15 protein-coding genes and 1 CRISPR repeat array (1 of these 16 cut by a window edge) are annotated in these 15903 nt (G+C 38.2%); of the genes, 9 read left to right on the top strand and 6 right to left on the bottom strand.

Going from position 1 to position 15903, the window contains the following annotated elements; all coding sequences use genetic code 11:
- Positions 1-99 precede the first annotated feature (99 nt).
- From MHB44_RS10655 to MHB44_RS10625, 7 genes are all read left to right on the top strand, one after another.
- Positions 100-1377: an IS110 family transposase gene (locus MHB44_RS10655; RefSeq protein WP_341302958.1), complete on the top strand. Its 1278-nt coding sequence runs from the start codon at positions 100-102 to the stop codon at positions 1375-1377.
- A 389-nt stretch (positions 1378-1766) separates the two neighbouring features.
- Positions 1767-2972: a Ger(x)C family spore germination protein gene (locus MHB44_RS10650; protein ID WP_341302747.1), complete on the top strand. Its 1206-nt coding sequence runs from the start codon at positions 1767-1769 to the stop codon at positions 2970-2972.
- A gap of 173 nt (positions 2973-3145) precedes the next feature.
- Positions 3146-4342: an IS256 family transposase gene (locus MHB44_RS10645; RefSeq protein WP_053993757.1), complete on the top strand. Its 1197-nt coding sequence runs from the start codon at positions 3146-3148 to the stop codon at positions 4340-4342.
- Between the two features lie 259 nt (positions 4343-4601).
- Positions 4602-5474: an effector binding domain-containing protein gene (locus MHB44_RS10640; protein ID WP_341302746.1), complete on the top strand. Its 873-nt coding sequence runs from the start codon at positions 4602-4604 to the stop codon at positions 5472-5474.
- A complete protein-coding gene (locus MHB44_RS10635) occupies positions 5474-6040 on the top strand; it encodes a GNAT family protein (protein ID WP_341302745.1) in 567 nt (188 codons plus the stop codon). The genes MHB44_RS10640 and MHB44_RS10635 overlap by 1 nt, the downstream gene beginning before the upstream one ends.
- Positions 6041-6161: 121 nt before the next feature.
- Positions 6162-7097: a bile acid:sodium symporter family protein gene (locus MHB44_RS10630; protein WP_341302744.1), complete on the top strand. Its 936-nt coding sequence runs from the start codon at positions 6162-6164 to the stop codon at positions 7095-7097.
- A gap of 163 nt (positions 7098-7260) precedes the next feature.
- The gene (locus MHB44_RS10625; protein WP_341302743.1) at positions 7261-7653 is read left to right on the top strand and encodes a hypothetical protein; all 393 of its coding nucleotides are present in this window, start codon (positions 7261-7263) and stop codon (positions 7651-7653) included.
- A gap of 432 nt (positions 7654-8085) precedes the next feature.
- On the opposite strand, the gene MHB44_RS10620 is transcribed toward MHB44_RS10625, so the two are convergent.
- From MHB44_RS10620 to MHB44_RS10610, 3 genes are read right to left on the bottom strand one after another with little or no spacing between them, the layout of a single operon-like run.
- The gene (locus tag MHB44_RS10620; protein WP_341302742.1) at positions 8086-8376 is read right to left on the bottom strand and encodes a hypothetical protein; all 291 of its coding nucleotides are present in this window, start codon (positions 8374-8376) and stop codon (positions 8086-8088) included.
- Positions 8377-8393: 17 nt separating this feature from the next.
- Positions 8394-8534: a hypothetical protein gene (locus MHB44_RS10615; RefSeq protein ID WP_341302957.1), complete on the bottom strand. Its 141-nt coding sequence runs from the start codon at positions 8532-8534 to the stop codon at positions 8394-8396.
- A gap of 52 nt (positions 8535-8586) precedes the next feature.
- Complete coding sequence (locus MHB44_RS10610; RefSeq protein ID WP_341302956.1) at positions 8587-8958, bottom strand: phosphotransferase; 372 nt, start codon at positions 8956-8958, stop codon at positions 8587-8589.
- A gap of 209 nt (positions 8959-9167) precedes the next feature.
- Here MHB44_RS10610 and hutG point away from each other — a divergent pair, with 209 nt between their 5' ends.
- A complete protein-coding gene (gene hutG, locus MHB44_RS10605) occupies positions 9168-10121 on the top strand; it encodes a formimidoylglutamase (RefSeq protein WP_341302741.1) in 954 nt (317 codons plus the stop codon).
- Positions 10122-10172: 51 nt separating this feature from the next.
- On the opposite strand, the gene MHB44_RS10600 is transcribed toward hutG, so the two are convergent.
- The 3 genes from MHB44_RS10600 to MHB44_RS10590 all read right to left on the bottom strand — a co-directional run bounded on the left by MHB44_RS10600 (position 10173) and on the right by MHB44_RS10590 (position 14276).
- Positions 10173-11429, bottom strand: coding sequence for a polysaccharide deacetylase family protein (locus MHB44_RS10600; protein ID WP_341302740.1), 1257 nt, complete (start codon positions 11427-11429; stop codon positions 10173-10175).
- Between the two features lie 216 nt (positions 11430-11645).
- Complete coding sequence (locus tag MHB44_RS10595; protein ID WP_341302739.1) at positions 11646-12467, bottom strand: D-alanyl-D-alanine carboxypeptidase; 822 nt, start codon at positions 12465-12467, stop codon at positions 11646-11648.
- Between the two features lie 120 nt (positions 12468-12587).
- Positions 12588-14276 carry an AAA family ATPase gene (locus MHB44_RS10590; RefSeq protein WP_341302738.1) on the bottom strand — a complete coding sequence of 563 codons (1689 nt, stop codon included), beginning with the start codon at positions 14274-14276 and terminating at the stop codon, positions 12588-12590.
- An 84-nt stretch (positions 14277-14360) separates the two neighbouring features.
- On the opposite strand from MHB44_RS10590, the gene MHB44_RS10585 reads away from it, so the two are divergent.
- A complete protein-coding gene (locus tag MHB44_RS10585) occupies positions 14361-14792 on the top strand; it encodes a hypothetical protein (RefSeq protein ID WP_341302737.1) in 432 nt (143 codons plus the stop codon).
- Between the two features lie 222 nt (positions 14793-15014).
- Positions 15015-15903: direct repeats of the CRISPR family, unit length 33 nt; unit sequence ATTTCAATCCACTCTCTTCATACAAAGAGAGAC; it runs 1148 nt beyond the window's last position.

The following is a 15903-nucleotide window of genomic DNA, read 5'->3' as shown; positions in this document are numbered from 1 at the left end:
TTTCGGGGACTTGAATAAAAAGAGCCCTCTTGGTATGATGCGGGGTGTCAAAACAACGACGAATTGACCCCTAATTTGTTCACCAAGGAGGACTCCATCATGAATTTTAATACGAATCAAAAAATTAATCAAGTTTCTAAAAATACTTTAGTCATTGGCATCGACATCGCCAAACACAAACATTTTGCTTGTGCCATCGATGATCGAGGTCGTATGCTCCAAAAATCATTTCCAATCATACAATCAGAAGTTGGATTTGAAGCCTTTTATGAGCGGTTACTTGCGTTAAAAGTTGCCCATGAAAAACAGGAAATCCTCGTTGGTTTTGAGCCAACAGGACATTACTGGATGAACCTAGCGGCGTTTTTGACAAGCCGCGGGATTCCCTTTGTGATGGTCAATCCGATGCACGTCAATCGCTCAAAGGAACTTGATGATAATCTGCAAACGAAGAATGATCAAAAAGATGCACTTGTCATTGCGCGCCTCATGCGGGACGGTCGTTTCAGCTATCCTAGACAACTGGAAGGAATCGAGGCAGAGTTACGAAATGGAGCGACATTACGTTCAAAGATGCAAGAAGATTTAAATGCGCTTCAAAACCGGATCATTCGGTGGTTAGATCACTTCTTCCCAGAGTTCACACAGGTGTTTAAAAGCTTTGGGAAAATGGCCTATGCGGTGCTCGAAATGACCCCATTGCCATCGGATATCCAAGGGAAAACACCAGAAGAATTACTGTTTTTATACCGTCAAGTAGACGGGATGAAAAGCCCCCAACGACCAAAGGCAAAACAATTAGTCGAGGTTGTGCAAAACTCAATCGGACTGACAGAAGGCATAGTGATGGCCAAATTTGAAATCGCCACACTACTTTCTCAAGTGAAATTAATGCAAGCCCAGCTTGACGAATTAACGGGTCAATTAATCGGGCTTGCGAAACAAATGACAGATTATGCGTATTTAGCATCGGTACCAGGAATCGGAGACGTAACCATTGTCGATTTACTAGCAGAAGCAGGCTCTCTCACGCAATATGCACATCCACGCCAACTAATCAAACTAGCGGGACTGACATTGCGTGAAAACTCTTCTGGTCAACAAAAAGGACAAAAACGGATTTCGAAGCGAGGACGGCGCAAGCTACGTGCGCTCCTGTTTCGCGTCATGATGCCATTAATTCAACATAATCCGGCATTTAAAGCCTTGCATGAATACTACACCACACGTGCAATCAATCCACTCCGTAAAAAGCAGTCGATTGTCGTGCTCTGTGGGAAATTACTGAAGATTTTACACGCCTTGTGCAAAAAGAAAACCATGTTTAACGCACATCAAATGATGACTGATTTCACCAGTCTTGAAACGGCTGCCTAAGCGTTGCCAACAGAAGTCAAAAACAAGAGGATGACACGGAGAAGCCGGCATTATTTTCACCATTCGACCATTGATTGCATTCAAATGAGTCCCTAAAGGAGCATCGCCAGCCTCTGCCTTATGAAGAGACCGAACGAAGGAATGTACGCGCAAACAGACGCCGAGAGACATGGGAGGGTACGTCATCATAAGCAACGCAGAGATCCAAAAGTGCATCACATAACGGAATGGAAAGTTAATGATTGCCAATTGACGTTAGCGTAGCGTATCCACGAACTGTTAAACAATTGAATAACTAGAAAATAGCGAGAAAGAAGTGCAAGAAAAAATATTTTTTTCAGTAATCAAATCGGGTCAAACCGTTGATATACCAATATTTATAGAGGGAGGTGCTTACTATCCGGCATACATTGCCTTTTATCTTATTCATATGCATTATTTTTTTATTAAGCGGTTGTTGGAATAAACGAGAGCTAAATGAGTTAGCCATTGTTACTGCTGTTGGAATAGATAAAACGGACGAGCTACTAGAAGTGTCCGTTCAAATTGTGAACCCTAGCCAAGTAGCATCGAATAAAGCTATAAGTAATCAAGCGCCTGTGTTTACCTATCACGCAAAAGGAAAAACGTTACTTGAAGCTATCCGTAAGTTAACAACATTGACACCAAGGAAGCCCTACTATGCTCATGCTCAAGTGATAATTATTGGTGAAAAGCTGGCTGAAGAAGGGATGAACAGCGTTTTTGACTTATTCCAAAGAGATGCTGAGGGTAGAAATGATATTCATGTTATAATTGCCCATCAAGCTACTGCACAAGAAGTTTTGAGTATTTTGACACCATTAGAAGATATACCTGCCAGTAAAATTATCAAATCCTTAAAGGATTCTGAGGATATGTGGGGTGCTACTGAATCTGTGACGTTAGACCATTTAGTGAATGATTTAACTAGTACCGATCATAGTGCCATCTTACCCTCCATTAAAATCTATGGGAATGCTGATAAAGGAAAGTATAGTTCAAATGTAGAACAAACTGATAGCCCTGCACAATTACAGTATAACGGGTTGGCTATTTTAAAAAACTATCGGCTTATTGGCTTTTTATCAGAAGAAGAAAGCAGAGATTATAATTTGTTAAATAATAATATTAACAGTACATTTGAAACCATTTCCTGCCCTGAACAAGGCAAATTAGCCACTAAAATTTTGCATGCCTCAACAAAAATTACTGGCCATATACTAAATAATCGACCATCCATCCGTATACAGCTTGATATTGAACAAAATATAGCTGAAATAAGCTGTCATCTGAACGTAACAAAATCTGAAACAATTGATGCTTTAAATCAAGAAACGAGCAAAGTTATTCGAGAAAGATTAGTGCGAACACTTCACACCATTCAAAAAACGTACCGAGCTGATCTTTTAAAATTTGATAAAGTACTCTATCGAAAGGATTACAAAGCATGGCATCGGATTAAAAAGGATTGGGCCACTATCTATCCTGAAATAGCTGTTGATCTTGATGTATCTGTAAAAACAAAAGGCTTTGGTACAGCGACAAGCTCAAAATTATCTGAAGACACAAAATGACCAGACTCTTTGCAGGAGTGCTGGTCATTATTTATTAATCTTCAATATCATTGTTTATGACCATTTGAGAGTATAAAATATTTTGTGTAAATAGAAAATTCCATAGAAAAAGGAAGACCCTTTCTTGGTAGAATTAAGTCACCACAACCAATCCTAGAAAAGAGGTCTTCCCTATGAATCAGTTTACAACAGAAATTGTCGATGCACTAGTCAAAAAACAAGATATTACCGAGGTTTTTCGTTCGCACTTGGAAATGGCGATCAACTCGCTACTGGCGACAGAGCTGACGGAATTTTTGGATTACGAAAAATACGATCGTATCGGGTTCAACTCAGGCAATTCTCGCAATGGGTCTTATTCGCGTACACTTCACACGGAGTACGGCGATTTAACGCTTCAAATCCCGCGGGATCGCAACGGTGAGTTTAAACAACAGACAGTGGTACCATATAAGCGCTCGAACGATACGCTGGAAGAAACGGTCATTCACTTGTTCAAAAAAGGCATTACGATGGCGGAAATTGCGCAATTAATTGAGAAAATGTATGGGCATCACTATACGCCGCAAACGATTTCGAATATGACAAAGGCTGTTTCAGAAACGGTAGAAGCCTTTAATAACCGTCCTTTGCACAATCGTTACGTATGCGTGTATTTAGACGCGACGTATATTGCCGTGCGTCGTGATACGGTGTCAAAAGAGGCCGTCTATATTGCAGTTGGTATTCGTGAAGACGGCTCTAAAGAAGTGCTTGGCTATACGATTGCCCCAACAGAATCGGCCTACAACTGGCAGGAGCTACTACAAGAGCTCAAAGACCGTGGTGTAGAAGACGTACTTTTATTCGTATCAGACGGCTTAAAAGGCATGGCAGACGCTGTGTTTAATGTGTTTCCAAAGGCAAAATATCAGGTGTGCCTTGTCCATGTGGCACGCAATATCATGCATAAAGTCCGAGTAGAAGATCGCAAGGAAGTGTGCGAGGATTTTAAAACGATTCACCAGGCAAAGAACGCTGAAGCAGCGAAAAAAGCGCTCGAGACGTTCTGCGAAAAATGGGGCAAATCGTATAAAAAAGTCGCACAAGGCTTACTCGAAAACCCGTATTTACTGACGTTTTACGGCTTTCCCAAGGCGATTTGGCGAAGCATCTACTCGACGAATTTAATCGAGTCGTTCAATAAGCAAATCAAAAAATATACAAAGCGCAAGGAACAGTTCCCGAACGAAGAATCGTTGGAGCGCTTTTTAGTGACGCAGTTCGAAGACTATAATCAACGTTTCGCCACACGCTGCCACATCGGCTTCAATCAGGCCCGTGCAAAGCTAGAAGAAATGTTTGAGCAGCTGCACGAACCGGCAAACTAGACCGGGACGCGCCAGCGCGAAATTTGAGTGTGTAGGAAAGGGCTAGCCCTTTCCTACACACTCAAATCAACACTTCGAACAAGTACAATTGAATACACAGGTGATGAGTTCCCTTGAACGGGTGAATCGTCATTTACACAAAAATATTGACAGTACCGACCATTTTTATTGATTTAATATTTGTACATATAAATTAGCATAGATTATCAAAAAACATTTTTATTTTATCATTACTATTGAATATAGAAAGGATGATGGTATGGATTATTTTGAGCGAATTCAACAGGCAATTGACTATATCGAGGAGCACCTAGAGGATAAATTAACGATTATAGATATTGCTGCACAGTCTTATTTTTCCACTTTTCATTTTCAACGACTTTTTCAAGCAATTACAGGCTTTTCTGTGCAACAATATATTCGCAATCGAAGGCTGTCAAAAGCCGCAACCTTATTAGTGACAACATCTCACAATATATTAGAAATTGCCATTCGCTTTCAATATGGTTCTCAAGAGGCATTTACACGGGCATTTGCGCAGTATACGGGGCTCACGCCAGCGAAATACCGTAAAAGAGTCAACTCTACCCCACTTCAAACCAAAATAAACTTTTTGGACTATAAAATCGAAGGAGTACTACCAATGCAAAAACCAGTAATTATTCAATTGCCAAGCAAGAAAATTACAGGCTATGTCTACGAAACATCATTGCAGGACGAGCAGTATTACAATGACATCTCAAGCTTTTATTTAGATTTTGGACAAAATCAATATTATGAACAACTCTCACATAAAGCTGCCCCCAATATGGCCTATGGTATTTCAACAAACTTTCAGGAAAATGGTGAATTTTCCTTTATTGTAGGCGAGGAGGTTCATATGTTTGAGGAAAATTTAGCAGCAGGCTTTCTCAATCTTAAAGTGCCTGCTGGTAATTATGCAGAATTTACAGTAAATAGCACAGCAAAAGGTATGCAAAATACAAGACGTTATATTTATGGCGTGTGGCTGCCCAATTCGAATTACGAGCGCGATACTGGCCCTGATTTTGAAATAACAGATGTTCTGCGCTCCAGCTACCCAGATGATATGAAAATGAAAATTTATATCCCTATAAAGGAGGAGAGATAATGAACATAGAAAAAATATTTCATCAATTCCCTACCCTAAGCTCAGCGAATCTTGAGCTAAAAAAAATCGAAGGGGCTCATATCGAAGAGCTATTTTTTATTTATGATAATGATAAGATCTTTGAATTTTGCGGCATTATCCCAAAGCATAACCGCCAAACTGTACAAAAAATGATTGGCCATTTTGACAGAGATTATCATAAAAAAAGTAGAATAAAATGGGGTATTTTTGAAAAATCTCAACGTGAAAAATTGGTGGGCATTATTGAAGCAATGGACTTTCAGCAAAAAATCAATATGGTGACAATTGGTTACTATTTAGCGGAGGATTCTTGGGGAAAAGGCATTGCAACGGAGGCAGTAGCAACCGTTGTAAAGTTTTTATTAGAGGAAGTCCACATTAATCGCATTCAGGCGGAGGTGATGCCATTAAATGAGCCATCTAAAAAAGTTCTTGTAAAAAATGGATTTTTAAAAGAAGGGCTGTTACGTCAAGCAGCCATTTGGTCAGGCAAAGGTGTTATTGACTTAGAAATATATGCTTTATTAATGAAGGATTACCAATAGATAACTGATATATTTTTCTTTATCAGTTATCTATTTCTCAATTATTTAATATGCAAGTTCAAAAAAATCTGAACATTCGCTGGATTTTATGGTATTATTCTTGAATGGAGGTGGAAATGACTTGAATTTATTAATTAAAATTAGTCAGTTTGCTAGCAAAACCTTTGCTGTTTGGGTATTGGTGTTTGCAGCATTGGCATTTTTCCTTCCCGAACAATTTACATGGATTGCTCCGTATATTTCAATTTTACTGGGCATCATTATGTTTGGGATGGGGATGACAATTTCAGCCGAGGATTTTAAAGAGGTTGGAAAACATCCGTTGAAAGTCTTGATTGGTGTGTTATCTCAGTTTATGGTCATGCCATTTCTTGCCTTTGCTTTAGCAAAAGGCTTGCGACTAGAACCAGAAATTGCAATTGGTGTTATTTTGGTTGGCTGCTGCCCTGGTGGTACAGCTTCAAATGTTATGACGTTTCTAGCAAAAGGAAATATTGCACTGTCAGTGGCCATTACATCTGTATCTACCCTGCTTGCTCCTATTGTAACACCAGCGCTTATTTATTTACTTGCAAGTGAATGGATGGAAGTGTCTGCGAAAGATATGTTTATATCCGTTATCCAAATTGTTCTTATTCCCATTATTTTAGGATTTACTGTTCAACTCTTTTTAAAAGAACAGGTAAAGAAAAGTGCCGATTTAATGCCACTCGTTTCTGTTTTTGCGATTGTACTAATTGTTGCAGCTGTTGTTTCCACAAGTAAAGATCGAATTATGGAATCTGGATTGTTAATTTTCGGTGTTGTTATTGTACATAATGGTCTTGGTTATTTACTAGGCTTTTTAATTGGTAAAATGTTTAAGCTAACATATGAGGATCAAAAAGCAATGGCCATCGAAGTCGGTATGCAAAATTCAGGACTCGGTGCCGCTTTGGCTGCGGCGCATTTTAGCCCATTAGCAGCCGTGCCAAGTGCAATTTTCAGCTTCTGGCACAATATTTCAGGCGCATTACTGGCTACATACTGGGCACGTAAAGCGGAACGTATGAAATAACAACGATAAAAATACTTTTCATAAAAGTAATTAGACTAGACTCTATTTTGATGAGTCTAGTCTTTTTATGCGACAGACGAATGGACATATTACCAGTTCTAGCCTGCACGTTTACATAGATTAGAAGTAATAGCGAGTAGCTAGGTAAAGGAGCGCTGAAGAAATGAATGAAAATCGATCTTTGACACGCCTAAATTGGGAGTTTAATAACTATCATAAATTCGCAAAATGCCCTTGTGTATCTAAAAGTTACTGCTTAAGTCAGGATATGGTTGAAGAAGATTTAGCTAATATCAAATATTATAATAGCCCTGACAAAGAAGGAGAAAAACATTGTAATAGCTGTGTTTGTCTACACTTAAAGGATTTGAAACCTGGGTCTTTAGTGGATGTATACCTCTCCAATGGTCATAGCTTTTTAAATGTTTATTTTGCCCACCTTGATTTGCAAAACTACTGTGTACACTTTCTTCAAGTCAATGGAGGAAGAACTGTGCCTGTTATGATTGCTTGCTCCAGAATTGATGCCATACGCAAAACGAATCCAGCTATCTAACTTATCAATAAAGACTTGGGTGCTTCAAAAATAATTTTTTTAACATCGAGCTTTTTATCATAACGAAATAATCATATCTACTAAGCCCTACAATGTTGACCTTATTAGTGGATTCATTTGAGTTGTTGATTGAAGATAACTTCTACGAATGGTAGCCTTACACTGCACATCTACTGTAGCCCAATGAATGGTCACACTCGTCATGAAAAACCATTCATTGGGATTTAAACATTCGGCTTTATATCTCCTACAATAACTTAACAACAAGAACATACATTCTCTCTATTTTATTTCTTTTACGTGATTTATTTTGTTTTTTGGTATTGTATTGGGGCGAGTAGATTATTTAAAACTATAATTATAATGTCGGATAATCTGTTATTTATTTTAATAAAAAACTACTTTGAAAAAATAACCATTTTTTGAAGGTTTTTATCGTGCTGTTAAAGCTTGTTGAATAAGGACAGTAGCCATTTGATCCATTTGAGCAAAGCGATCATTTGGTATTTGCCTTTTTATATAGCTGTCATACATTTGTTGACAAATCACGGCCACTTTAAAATAGGCGAATGTACAATAATAGTGAATGGTTGAAATATCTCGCCCGCTTTTCTCTGCACAGCGCTGAATAAATTGCTGTTGTGTATAAAAAGTCGTGATGGATGGTTGTCCAAGTGCATACACTAGCATTTCTGGATCATCTGCTTGCACCCAGTAACTCATGACTATCCCAACATCTGCTAATGGGTCCCCCCTGTTGCTCTTTCCCACTCAAAAAGATCTATCATTTCGGTATAGTCCTTAGAGAACATCGCGTTATTTATTTGGTAGTCATAATGAATAATCGTTGTCTCCTTATTAGAGGGTAGCTGATTTTTCAGCCAATCTATTAATACTGTCGCCTCCGCATGCTCTGCTGTTTTCGCTTGTTCATTAGCGTATTATCCATCCATATACCTGCCGCTCCATAAAACCGTCTGGCTTCCCCTTCTCTTTTAATGGAGTATCCTTATAAGGGATTGCATGGAGCTTCACTAAAAAATCGACCATTATTTCTGATAGTTGACGGGCAAGCTTCTCTGTCTGTTTTGTATCGTTTGGAAAGTGGGTATCGAGAACAATGCCTTTTTTGCGCTCTCTTAAAAAGAAGTCGCTGCCAATTATCGCTGGATCTTCTACATACATATAAGCTTTTGGAACTACTTTAAAAAATGATTGTAAGGCTGATAATAGTGCAAATTCCTGTTTTATAGTACGGGCTTCCTTTGCCAGAGGTCTACGAAGGACTACTTTATCATTCCCTATTTTTAAACAATAGATTAAATGCGGAAGCTCAGAAAATTAGCTTTGTAAAAATAGTGGTAAATTTTCGGTATCTAGGCTTTTTCCTGTCCTTACCTGTCTGCTAAGGCAATGTTCAATTTTACGAATTTTCCAATAAAAAGAGGTAGCCTTTTAATCATTCAGCAAGCTATAATAGTGGTCATGATAACAACAATGGAGTGAAGAAAATTATGTACATATTGACAGAGCAAAAGCATTGGAAAGGCCGTGTTGATTCAACAACCAATAAAAGTAGTTTTCGCTTCCATCAAAAAGTAACAAGAATGGCCATTAACGATATTCGTAATTTCACTGCTAAAAATGCTGCACTTGTTGGTTTTATTTGCGATGAGGGAGTTCGCCGCAATCAAGGGCGTATAGGGGCAGCAAATGGACCAAATGCATTGCGTGAAGCATTATCTAGCTTACCATGGTTATTTGACGATCAGCAGCAAATTATTGATATGGGTAATATTCTTTGTCTAAATCATGCACTTGAGGAAGCACAGCGCGAACTCGCTGAAGTTATTGGAGCGGCACTGCAAAAAAATTTACAATGTGTGGTGCTAGGTGGTGGTCACGAAACCGTCTACGGCCATTACTTAGGTGTTCGTGCAGCATTACCAAAGCAGGCTAAAATCGGCATTATTAATATCGATGCCCATTTTGACTTACGCTCCTATCATGAGCAACCATCATCTGGTACAATGTTCCGTCAAATTTTAGAACAGGACTCCTTTGTCAGTTATTTTGTTGTGGGTATTCAGCGCTATGGTAACACAAAAGAGCTATTCGAAAAAGCAAAGGACTTACAGGTAAAATACGTTTTAGAAGATGACATAACCTTGAATCAACAGCAATTAATGGCTGATTTACAGCACTATATGGATCAACATGATTATGTGCTTTTAACCTTATGTATGGATGTACTTAACGCAGCATTTGCGCCAGGTGTTAGTGCTCCTTCACCATTTGGGCTTGAGCCAGCAACTGTACGGGCTATTATCCAAAAAGTAACATCACATCCACATACACATTCTTTTGATATTAGTGAGGTCAATCCATTATTAGATGAAAATGGGCGAACGGTTAAATTAGGAGCTTATTTTGTTTATGAAGCATTAAATAATTTATTGAAAGAATAAAAAAGAAGCCATGCAACTCTCCTTTACAGACGATTGCATGGCTTGTTCTATTTATTGTAATATCTCACTTACCGTCACCAATTCATAGCCTTGCTTTTGTAAATAAAGAATAACATTTTCAAGACCATTGGCGGTTGTTTGATGGATATCATGCATTAAAATAATACTGCCATCTTGTACAGTGGCTTTCACATACGCTAAAATTTTTTCTGGATTATGGTGTTTCCAATCCAATGTATCAATCGACCATAAAATCGAAGGGATGGTCATGATTGAACGAACTTGCTCATTTGTAGCACCATATGGTGGACGGAAAACCGTTGGATATTGCCCAATCGCCGCATAAACAGCATTATTTGTTCCCTCCACCTGTTGTTTAACATCTGCCATTGATAAGATTGTTAGATTCTTATGATTCCATGTATGATTACCAATCTCATGACCAGCCTCATTTATTTGTTGCACAATGGCTTTATTGCTAGCAACATTTTGACCTACCATAAAAAATGTTGCCTTAGCATTATATTTCGCTAACGTTGCTAAAATCTGCGGTGTTACCTTTGCATTTGGCCCATCATCAAATGTTAATGCAACACGCTTTTGTGTACCTTTTGCTGCAGGATTTCCTTTATTATAAACTTGGCGATTAAGTATATTTGTTAACTCAGCCGCTTTTATATAACCCTTTTGTTCACCGGCTTCGATATAAGTCCAGCCTGCAAGTGTTGTGTACGTTTGAACAATTGTTTTGTTGGCAAGTGTGCCAAGTATCTCTCCACTTGGGCTAGCTGTCAAACGGAGAGCAGCACCGTCTTTAGCATTTATCTGTTTTTTTATAGCTGTAGGCTTTTTTATCGTATTTGTCGCAATATAGCCGATATCATGACCATATTGCACAAAAGACCAGCCACCAGGTGCTGTACCATAAACAAAAATCATACGTCCTTCATAAAGCTGTCCTGCTATTTGCGCATGTCTGCTTGGTGCTGTAAATAAGGTTGTGCCACCTTTTGCTATAACCAAGTATCCCTCAGACTTCACCTTAGCTAATGCCTCGGATTTAACATAGCCCTCCTGCTCGGAAGTTTGAATAAATGTCCAACCTTTACTTACTTTCATCACTGTAACAAAGCTTCCCTTCGTTAGTTCAGCGATTTCCCCACTGTCTATTGATGGTTCTTCAAATAGAATGGTATCTTGTTTAACTTGTTGAATTACAATTGACCCTTCGGCATTTGCTGTTAGCTGTCCTGTAAATAAAGCTATCATAAATAATAAAAATAGAGTAGAAGGTAAAAGTTTGTTCATTGTTCCACACCGCCCTTAGATGTCTTTCCATAAGTAAGTTAGAAAATTAGTATATATATTGAGATATTGTTTTCTATACCCCCTTTCTCAAAAGCTACACATAACTGATACTAGCACCTCCTCTGAAAATATTTTATTTATTGTACAGATATATTCTTTTATCCTAAGACGTTTGAGAAGATAAGAAAGTTTACGTTATTGCATTATTTTTCCTTTCTATAGAATATTCGAAACTGTCAGGGCATCCTCGATATGCATAGGTGTCCAGGTATGCCCTTTTGCATTTGCGGTAATCAATAAAAATTGCTGCCCCTCTTTTTCAATCAGTGACGCTAAACATAATCCTGCCTCAGGTGTGTAGCCTGCTTTGCCTCCTACTATTATCCCTTCCACACCAGCTATTTTAGTATACAATGAGTTCGCTATTGTCAGCTTAGTTGGCACATAGGTTGTATAGCTTTTGGAGGTAAATATTTCATAGAAGATGGGATTCTCCATTGCATAACGTAAAAGCTTACTAATATCTCGTACACTTGATCGATGTGCTTCATGATGGAGTCCACTAGCATTTACAAAATGCGTATCCTTCATCCCCAGCTCGTAGGCCTTGTTGTTCATGAATATGACAAATGCCTCCTCACTTCCAGCAATGGCTTCAGCAAGTGTTGCTGTTGCATCCGCCCCTGAGGCAAGCAATGTACCATATAATAAATCCTCCATTGTCACAAAATCACCTGCACGAAAACCCGCCATTGAAGCATTTTGTGCAGTAAATTTGGTAATCGTTTGTGGCTCCACAATGGTCTGTACTTGTAAATCTTCCGTCATTTCAATCGCAACAATCGCTGTCATAATCTTTGTTAAAGAAGCCGGATAAATAATCATATCCGCATTTTTTTCATACAACACATCACCTTGTGCATTCAGTAATAAAGCATTTTTACTATGTAATGATGGGATTTCTAAGTGCGCAAATTGCTGCGTTTTATTGGCATTATAAAGCATTAACACCGCTATACAGATACAACTAAATAACATAAATTTTCCTATAATAAACGCCTCCTACACATTATAATAGGAGGCAATTTTGAATATTCCTGTAGCTAAGATAATCCATGTTTATTTCTCAGCAAATTTTTCGTTTTGAGCATAAATAAATTAAAAAGTATTATCAAATAAATTTTCTGTAATGCCCTGTAGAATATCCTGCTCTTCAAATGTCATTAATTCATCTTTTGTAATCGCTGCCTGCTTAATTAGTCTATTGGATTGAATCGTCACTAGCTTTTCAAATAGGTTACGAATATAGCGTCCATTGGAGAAATTAGGGATATCCTCAACAGGTATTTGGTGGAGCTGTGTCCTCATATATTGTGCAAATGCTTCGCCAAATTGGTAATCATTCGTCTGACAAAGCATCGCAAAAATATCATAAAGCTCATCTGTAGTAAAATTATCGAACTGCACAAAATGATTAAAGCGTGATTTAAAACCAGGATTGGATTGTAGAAATTCCTCCATCAGCTCTGTATAGCCCGCCACAATAATCACTAAATCATCTCGTAAATCCTCCATTGCCTTTAATAGACTATCAATCGCCTCTTTGCCAAATGCATCCTGTTTATCATTCACTAATGAGTAGGCCTCATCAATAAACAGCACGCCACCCTTGGCTTTATTTACTACTTCCTGAACCTTTAACGCTGTTTGTCCAACATATCCTGCGACTAGCCCTGCGCGATCAGTCTCCACGAAATGTCCGCTGGATAGTACACCTAGATGCTTATAAATTTGCCCAATAATACGTGCCACTGTTGTTTTACCTGTTCCTGGATTACCTGAGAACACAAGATGATACGTAATGGGGAAGCTTGTTAAACCATGGTCGACACGCAAGCTTTGAATTTTTATGAAATTAATTAAATTATGTAATTCCTTCTTTGCATTTGGTAGCCCTACAAGACGATCAAGCTGCTGTTGAAGCTTCTCAATTTCTCGTTCAATTTCAGGGGTAATACGTAAGCGTTCATCATGAATAAACTCACCGCTGTAAATAATTTTTCCATCTTCATTGAAGTAATCGCCTCGTCCATGCTTTTTGCCATTGACAAGCTCACCGATATAGGAAGCCTGTCCATTTGCATAATAAAGTGTCCCCTGACCTGTCATCGCATCCTCTTTGAACTGACCTTCTGCTTCAAGAATGCCCTGTCTCGAGTAAACTTTTCCCTTGCCATGCTTCATATCCTCAAAGAAATGGCCTTCATAGTGTAGGGTTGTCACACCATGTGCTAGCTCCTCAGCAGTTGGCGATTCTGCCGGATAGTATAGCTTCCCTGCTCCCTGCATATGATGCCAAATAAAGTCACCTTCATATTGTAAAAAACCATTTGGATAATACTGCTTCCCCTTGCCCTTTTTCATGCCATGCACAAAATCGCCCTCATATTGTGGTTGATCGAGATGAGGATGCTGTGCACGCAATTCCTGATAGGGCGCAATCATATCCTTTTCATAATATAAAATTCCATAACCATCCATTAAATCATTGCGAAAATGACCTTCATAGTGAATCATACCATCCTTATATAAAATACCGTTGCCTTGTTTTTTATTTTGAATAAATTCACCTTGATAAATCATCTGTCCCTTTAAATACATAATGCCATTCCCCTGCTTCATATGGTTAACAAATTCACCCTCGAATAGCACCTCACCTTCTTGGTCAAACAGCATACCCTTTCCATCATAAATATCATGGCCAAAATCATTTTTCTTGACGCCACCTCGGTACATCACTTTGCCATCTGGATAAAATAGTTCTTTTTCTTCATGATTATGTGTCATTTGATTGCCTTCCTTTATCATTTCAGTATATGCTCAATTATAGCGCGGAACAGAAGACATATGTAAGAATATAAGGAGATCGGTATGAAAAAAAGATATAAACTACTTCTAGGCATTTTACTCCCCCTGTTTATTCTCTATATCTCAACTATCTTGTTAACACGTGATACCGATTTTACAAAGGAAGTAACAGAGCGTCTCGAAATAGAGGGCATACAGGCAATAGAAATAATCCGTGCCTCTGATGAAAAAACAATGATGATAACAGAGGCTAAGAAAATTATTCAAATAATGGAATCGCTAAAAGGGCAGCCACTTAAAAAGGTGTATTTTGCAAAGTCGGATTTTCAGGAAGCTTATTGGCTAACATTGGTGATGAAGGATGACCGTGAAATAGGCTTACGTTTGGATGATACCAAGCATTTATTGGTGTATTTATATGAAGAAAGCTATCTAAAGGATTATAAGCTTCTCTCTGACTTCGATTTAACAGCAATAGAGCAGCTTTTTCACTAAAGAATAACGGGTTGGAACAAAGTAAAAAGCGTGAGAAATCCATTTAAATGGCTGATTTCTTACGCTTTTAAACTTTTATTTTTTAATTTTATCGTCTACTTTTCAGTATGATCCAGATAAAAAAGCAATATATCCTCTACCACAAGTAAGTCTAATTTCAACGCGTTTTCTTTATGTAGAGAGAGGCGCTAAGTCTGGCATTAACAGACTGTGGGATGAAAAGTTTCAATCCACTCTCTTCATACAAAGAGAGACGAATGCTCCAACAGGTTTATCATCGAGAGCTATTAATTTCAATCCACTCTCTTCATACAAAGAGAGACCTAAACATTACGATTGCTCCAATGACAAAGTATAATTTCAATCCACTCTCTTCATACAAAGAGAGACCTTTTTTGCTAGTAACGACTTAGATAAGATTTTCATTTCAATCCACTCTCTTCATACAAAGAGAGACTAAAGGTAGCGTGTTTCTTAACGAAAGCAGTTGGATTTCAATCCACTCTCTTCATACAAAGAGAGACCTTGGTAGATTATTTGCAAATCATAAAGGGCGAGATTTCAATCCACTCTCTTCATACAAAGAGAGACGCCCCTGCGGCTCTACAACGGACAAATAATCTATAATTTCAATCCACTCTCTTCATACAAAGAGAGACTTTGAACGTTTTGACGTACTTGACTTAGATTACGTTATTTCAATCCACTCTCTTCATACAAAGAGAGACAATTCCCTTCGACTTCCTGTATAAATTCATACCTATTTCAATCCACTCTCTTCATACAAAGAGAGACGACTATATAAGTCTTCGAGTAGTGCGGTTTTGCAATTTCAATCCACTCTCTTCATACAAAGAGAGACCTGCCCAATCGACTGTATCAATTACTAATGTTTTATTTCAATCCACTCTCTTCATACAAAGAGAGACTAGATGATAATTTTCATTTAATTCATCGAGGTATTTCAATCCACTCTCTTCATACAAAGAGAGACTTTATCTTTAACATGTCGTTGCCGCAAGACCGCATTTCAATCCACTCTCTTCATACAAAGAGAGACACCAAAGCAAAAGGTCATAGAAATCAAAAAATAATTTCAATCCACTCTCTT

Source organism: Lysinibacillus sp. FSL H8-0500, assembly GCF_038051955.1.
Classification (GTDB): Bacteria; Bacillota; Bacilli; order Bacillales_A; family Planococcaceae; genus Lysinibacillus; species Lysinibacillus macroides.
Note: the sequence above shows the minus strand (reverse complement) of the source record. Positions and strands in the feature narration are given on the sequence as shown.

Bases quoted from the DNA above. Each gene is read 5' to 3' on its own strand.
- MHB44_RS10620 (WP_341302742.1), bottom strand. From the start codon at position 8,376: ATGAGTTACTGGGTGCAAGCAGATGATCCAGAAATGCTAGTGTATGCA.
- MHB44_RS10600 (WP_341302740.1), bottom strand. From the start codon at position 11,429: ATGAACAAACTTTTACCTTCTACTCTATTTTTATTATTTATGATAGCT.
- MHB44_RS10585 (WP_341302737.1), top strand. From the start codon at position 14,361: ATGAAAAAAAGATATAAACTACTTCTAGGCATTTTACTCCCCCTGTTT.
- MHB44_RS10625 (WP_341302743.1), top strand. From the start codon at position 7,261: ATGAATGAAAATCGATCTTTGACACGCCTAAATTGGGAGTTTAATAAC.
- MHB44_RS10655 (WP_341302958.1), top strand. From the start codon at position 100: ATGAATTTTAATACGAATCAAAAAATTAATCAAGTTTCTAAAAATACT.
- hutG (WP_341302741.1), top strand. From the start codon at position 9,168: ATGTACATATTGACAGAGCAAAAGCATTGGAAAGGCCGTGTTGATTCA.
- MHB44_RS10590 (WP_341302738.1), bottom strand. From the start codon at position 14,276: ATGACACATAATCATGAAGAAAAAGAACTATTTTATCCAGATGGCAAA.
- MHB44_RS10640 (WP_341302746.1), top strand. From the start codon at position 4,602: ATGGATTATTTTGAGCGAATTCAACAGGCAATTGACTATATCGAGGAG.
- MHB44_RS10595 (WP_341302739.1), bottom strand. From the start codon at position 12,467: ATGTTATTTAGTTGTATCTGTATAGCGGTGTTAATGCTTTATAATGCC.
- MHB44_RS10645 (WP_053993757.1), top strand. From the start codon at position 3,146: ATGAATCAGTTTACAACAGAAATTGTCGATGCACTAGTCAAAAAACAA.
- MHB44_RS10635 (WP_341302745.1), top strand. From the start codon at position 5,474: ATGAACATAGAAAAAATATTTCATCAATTCCCTACCCTAAGCTCAGCG.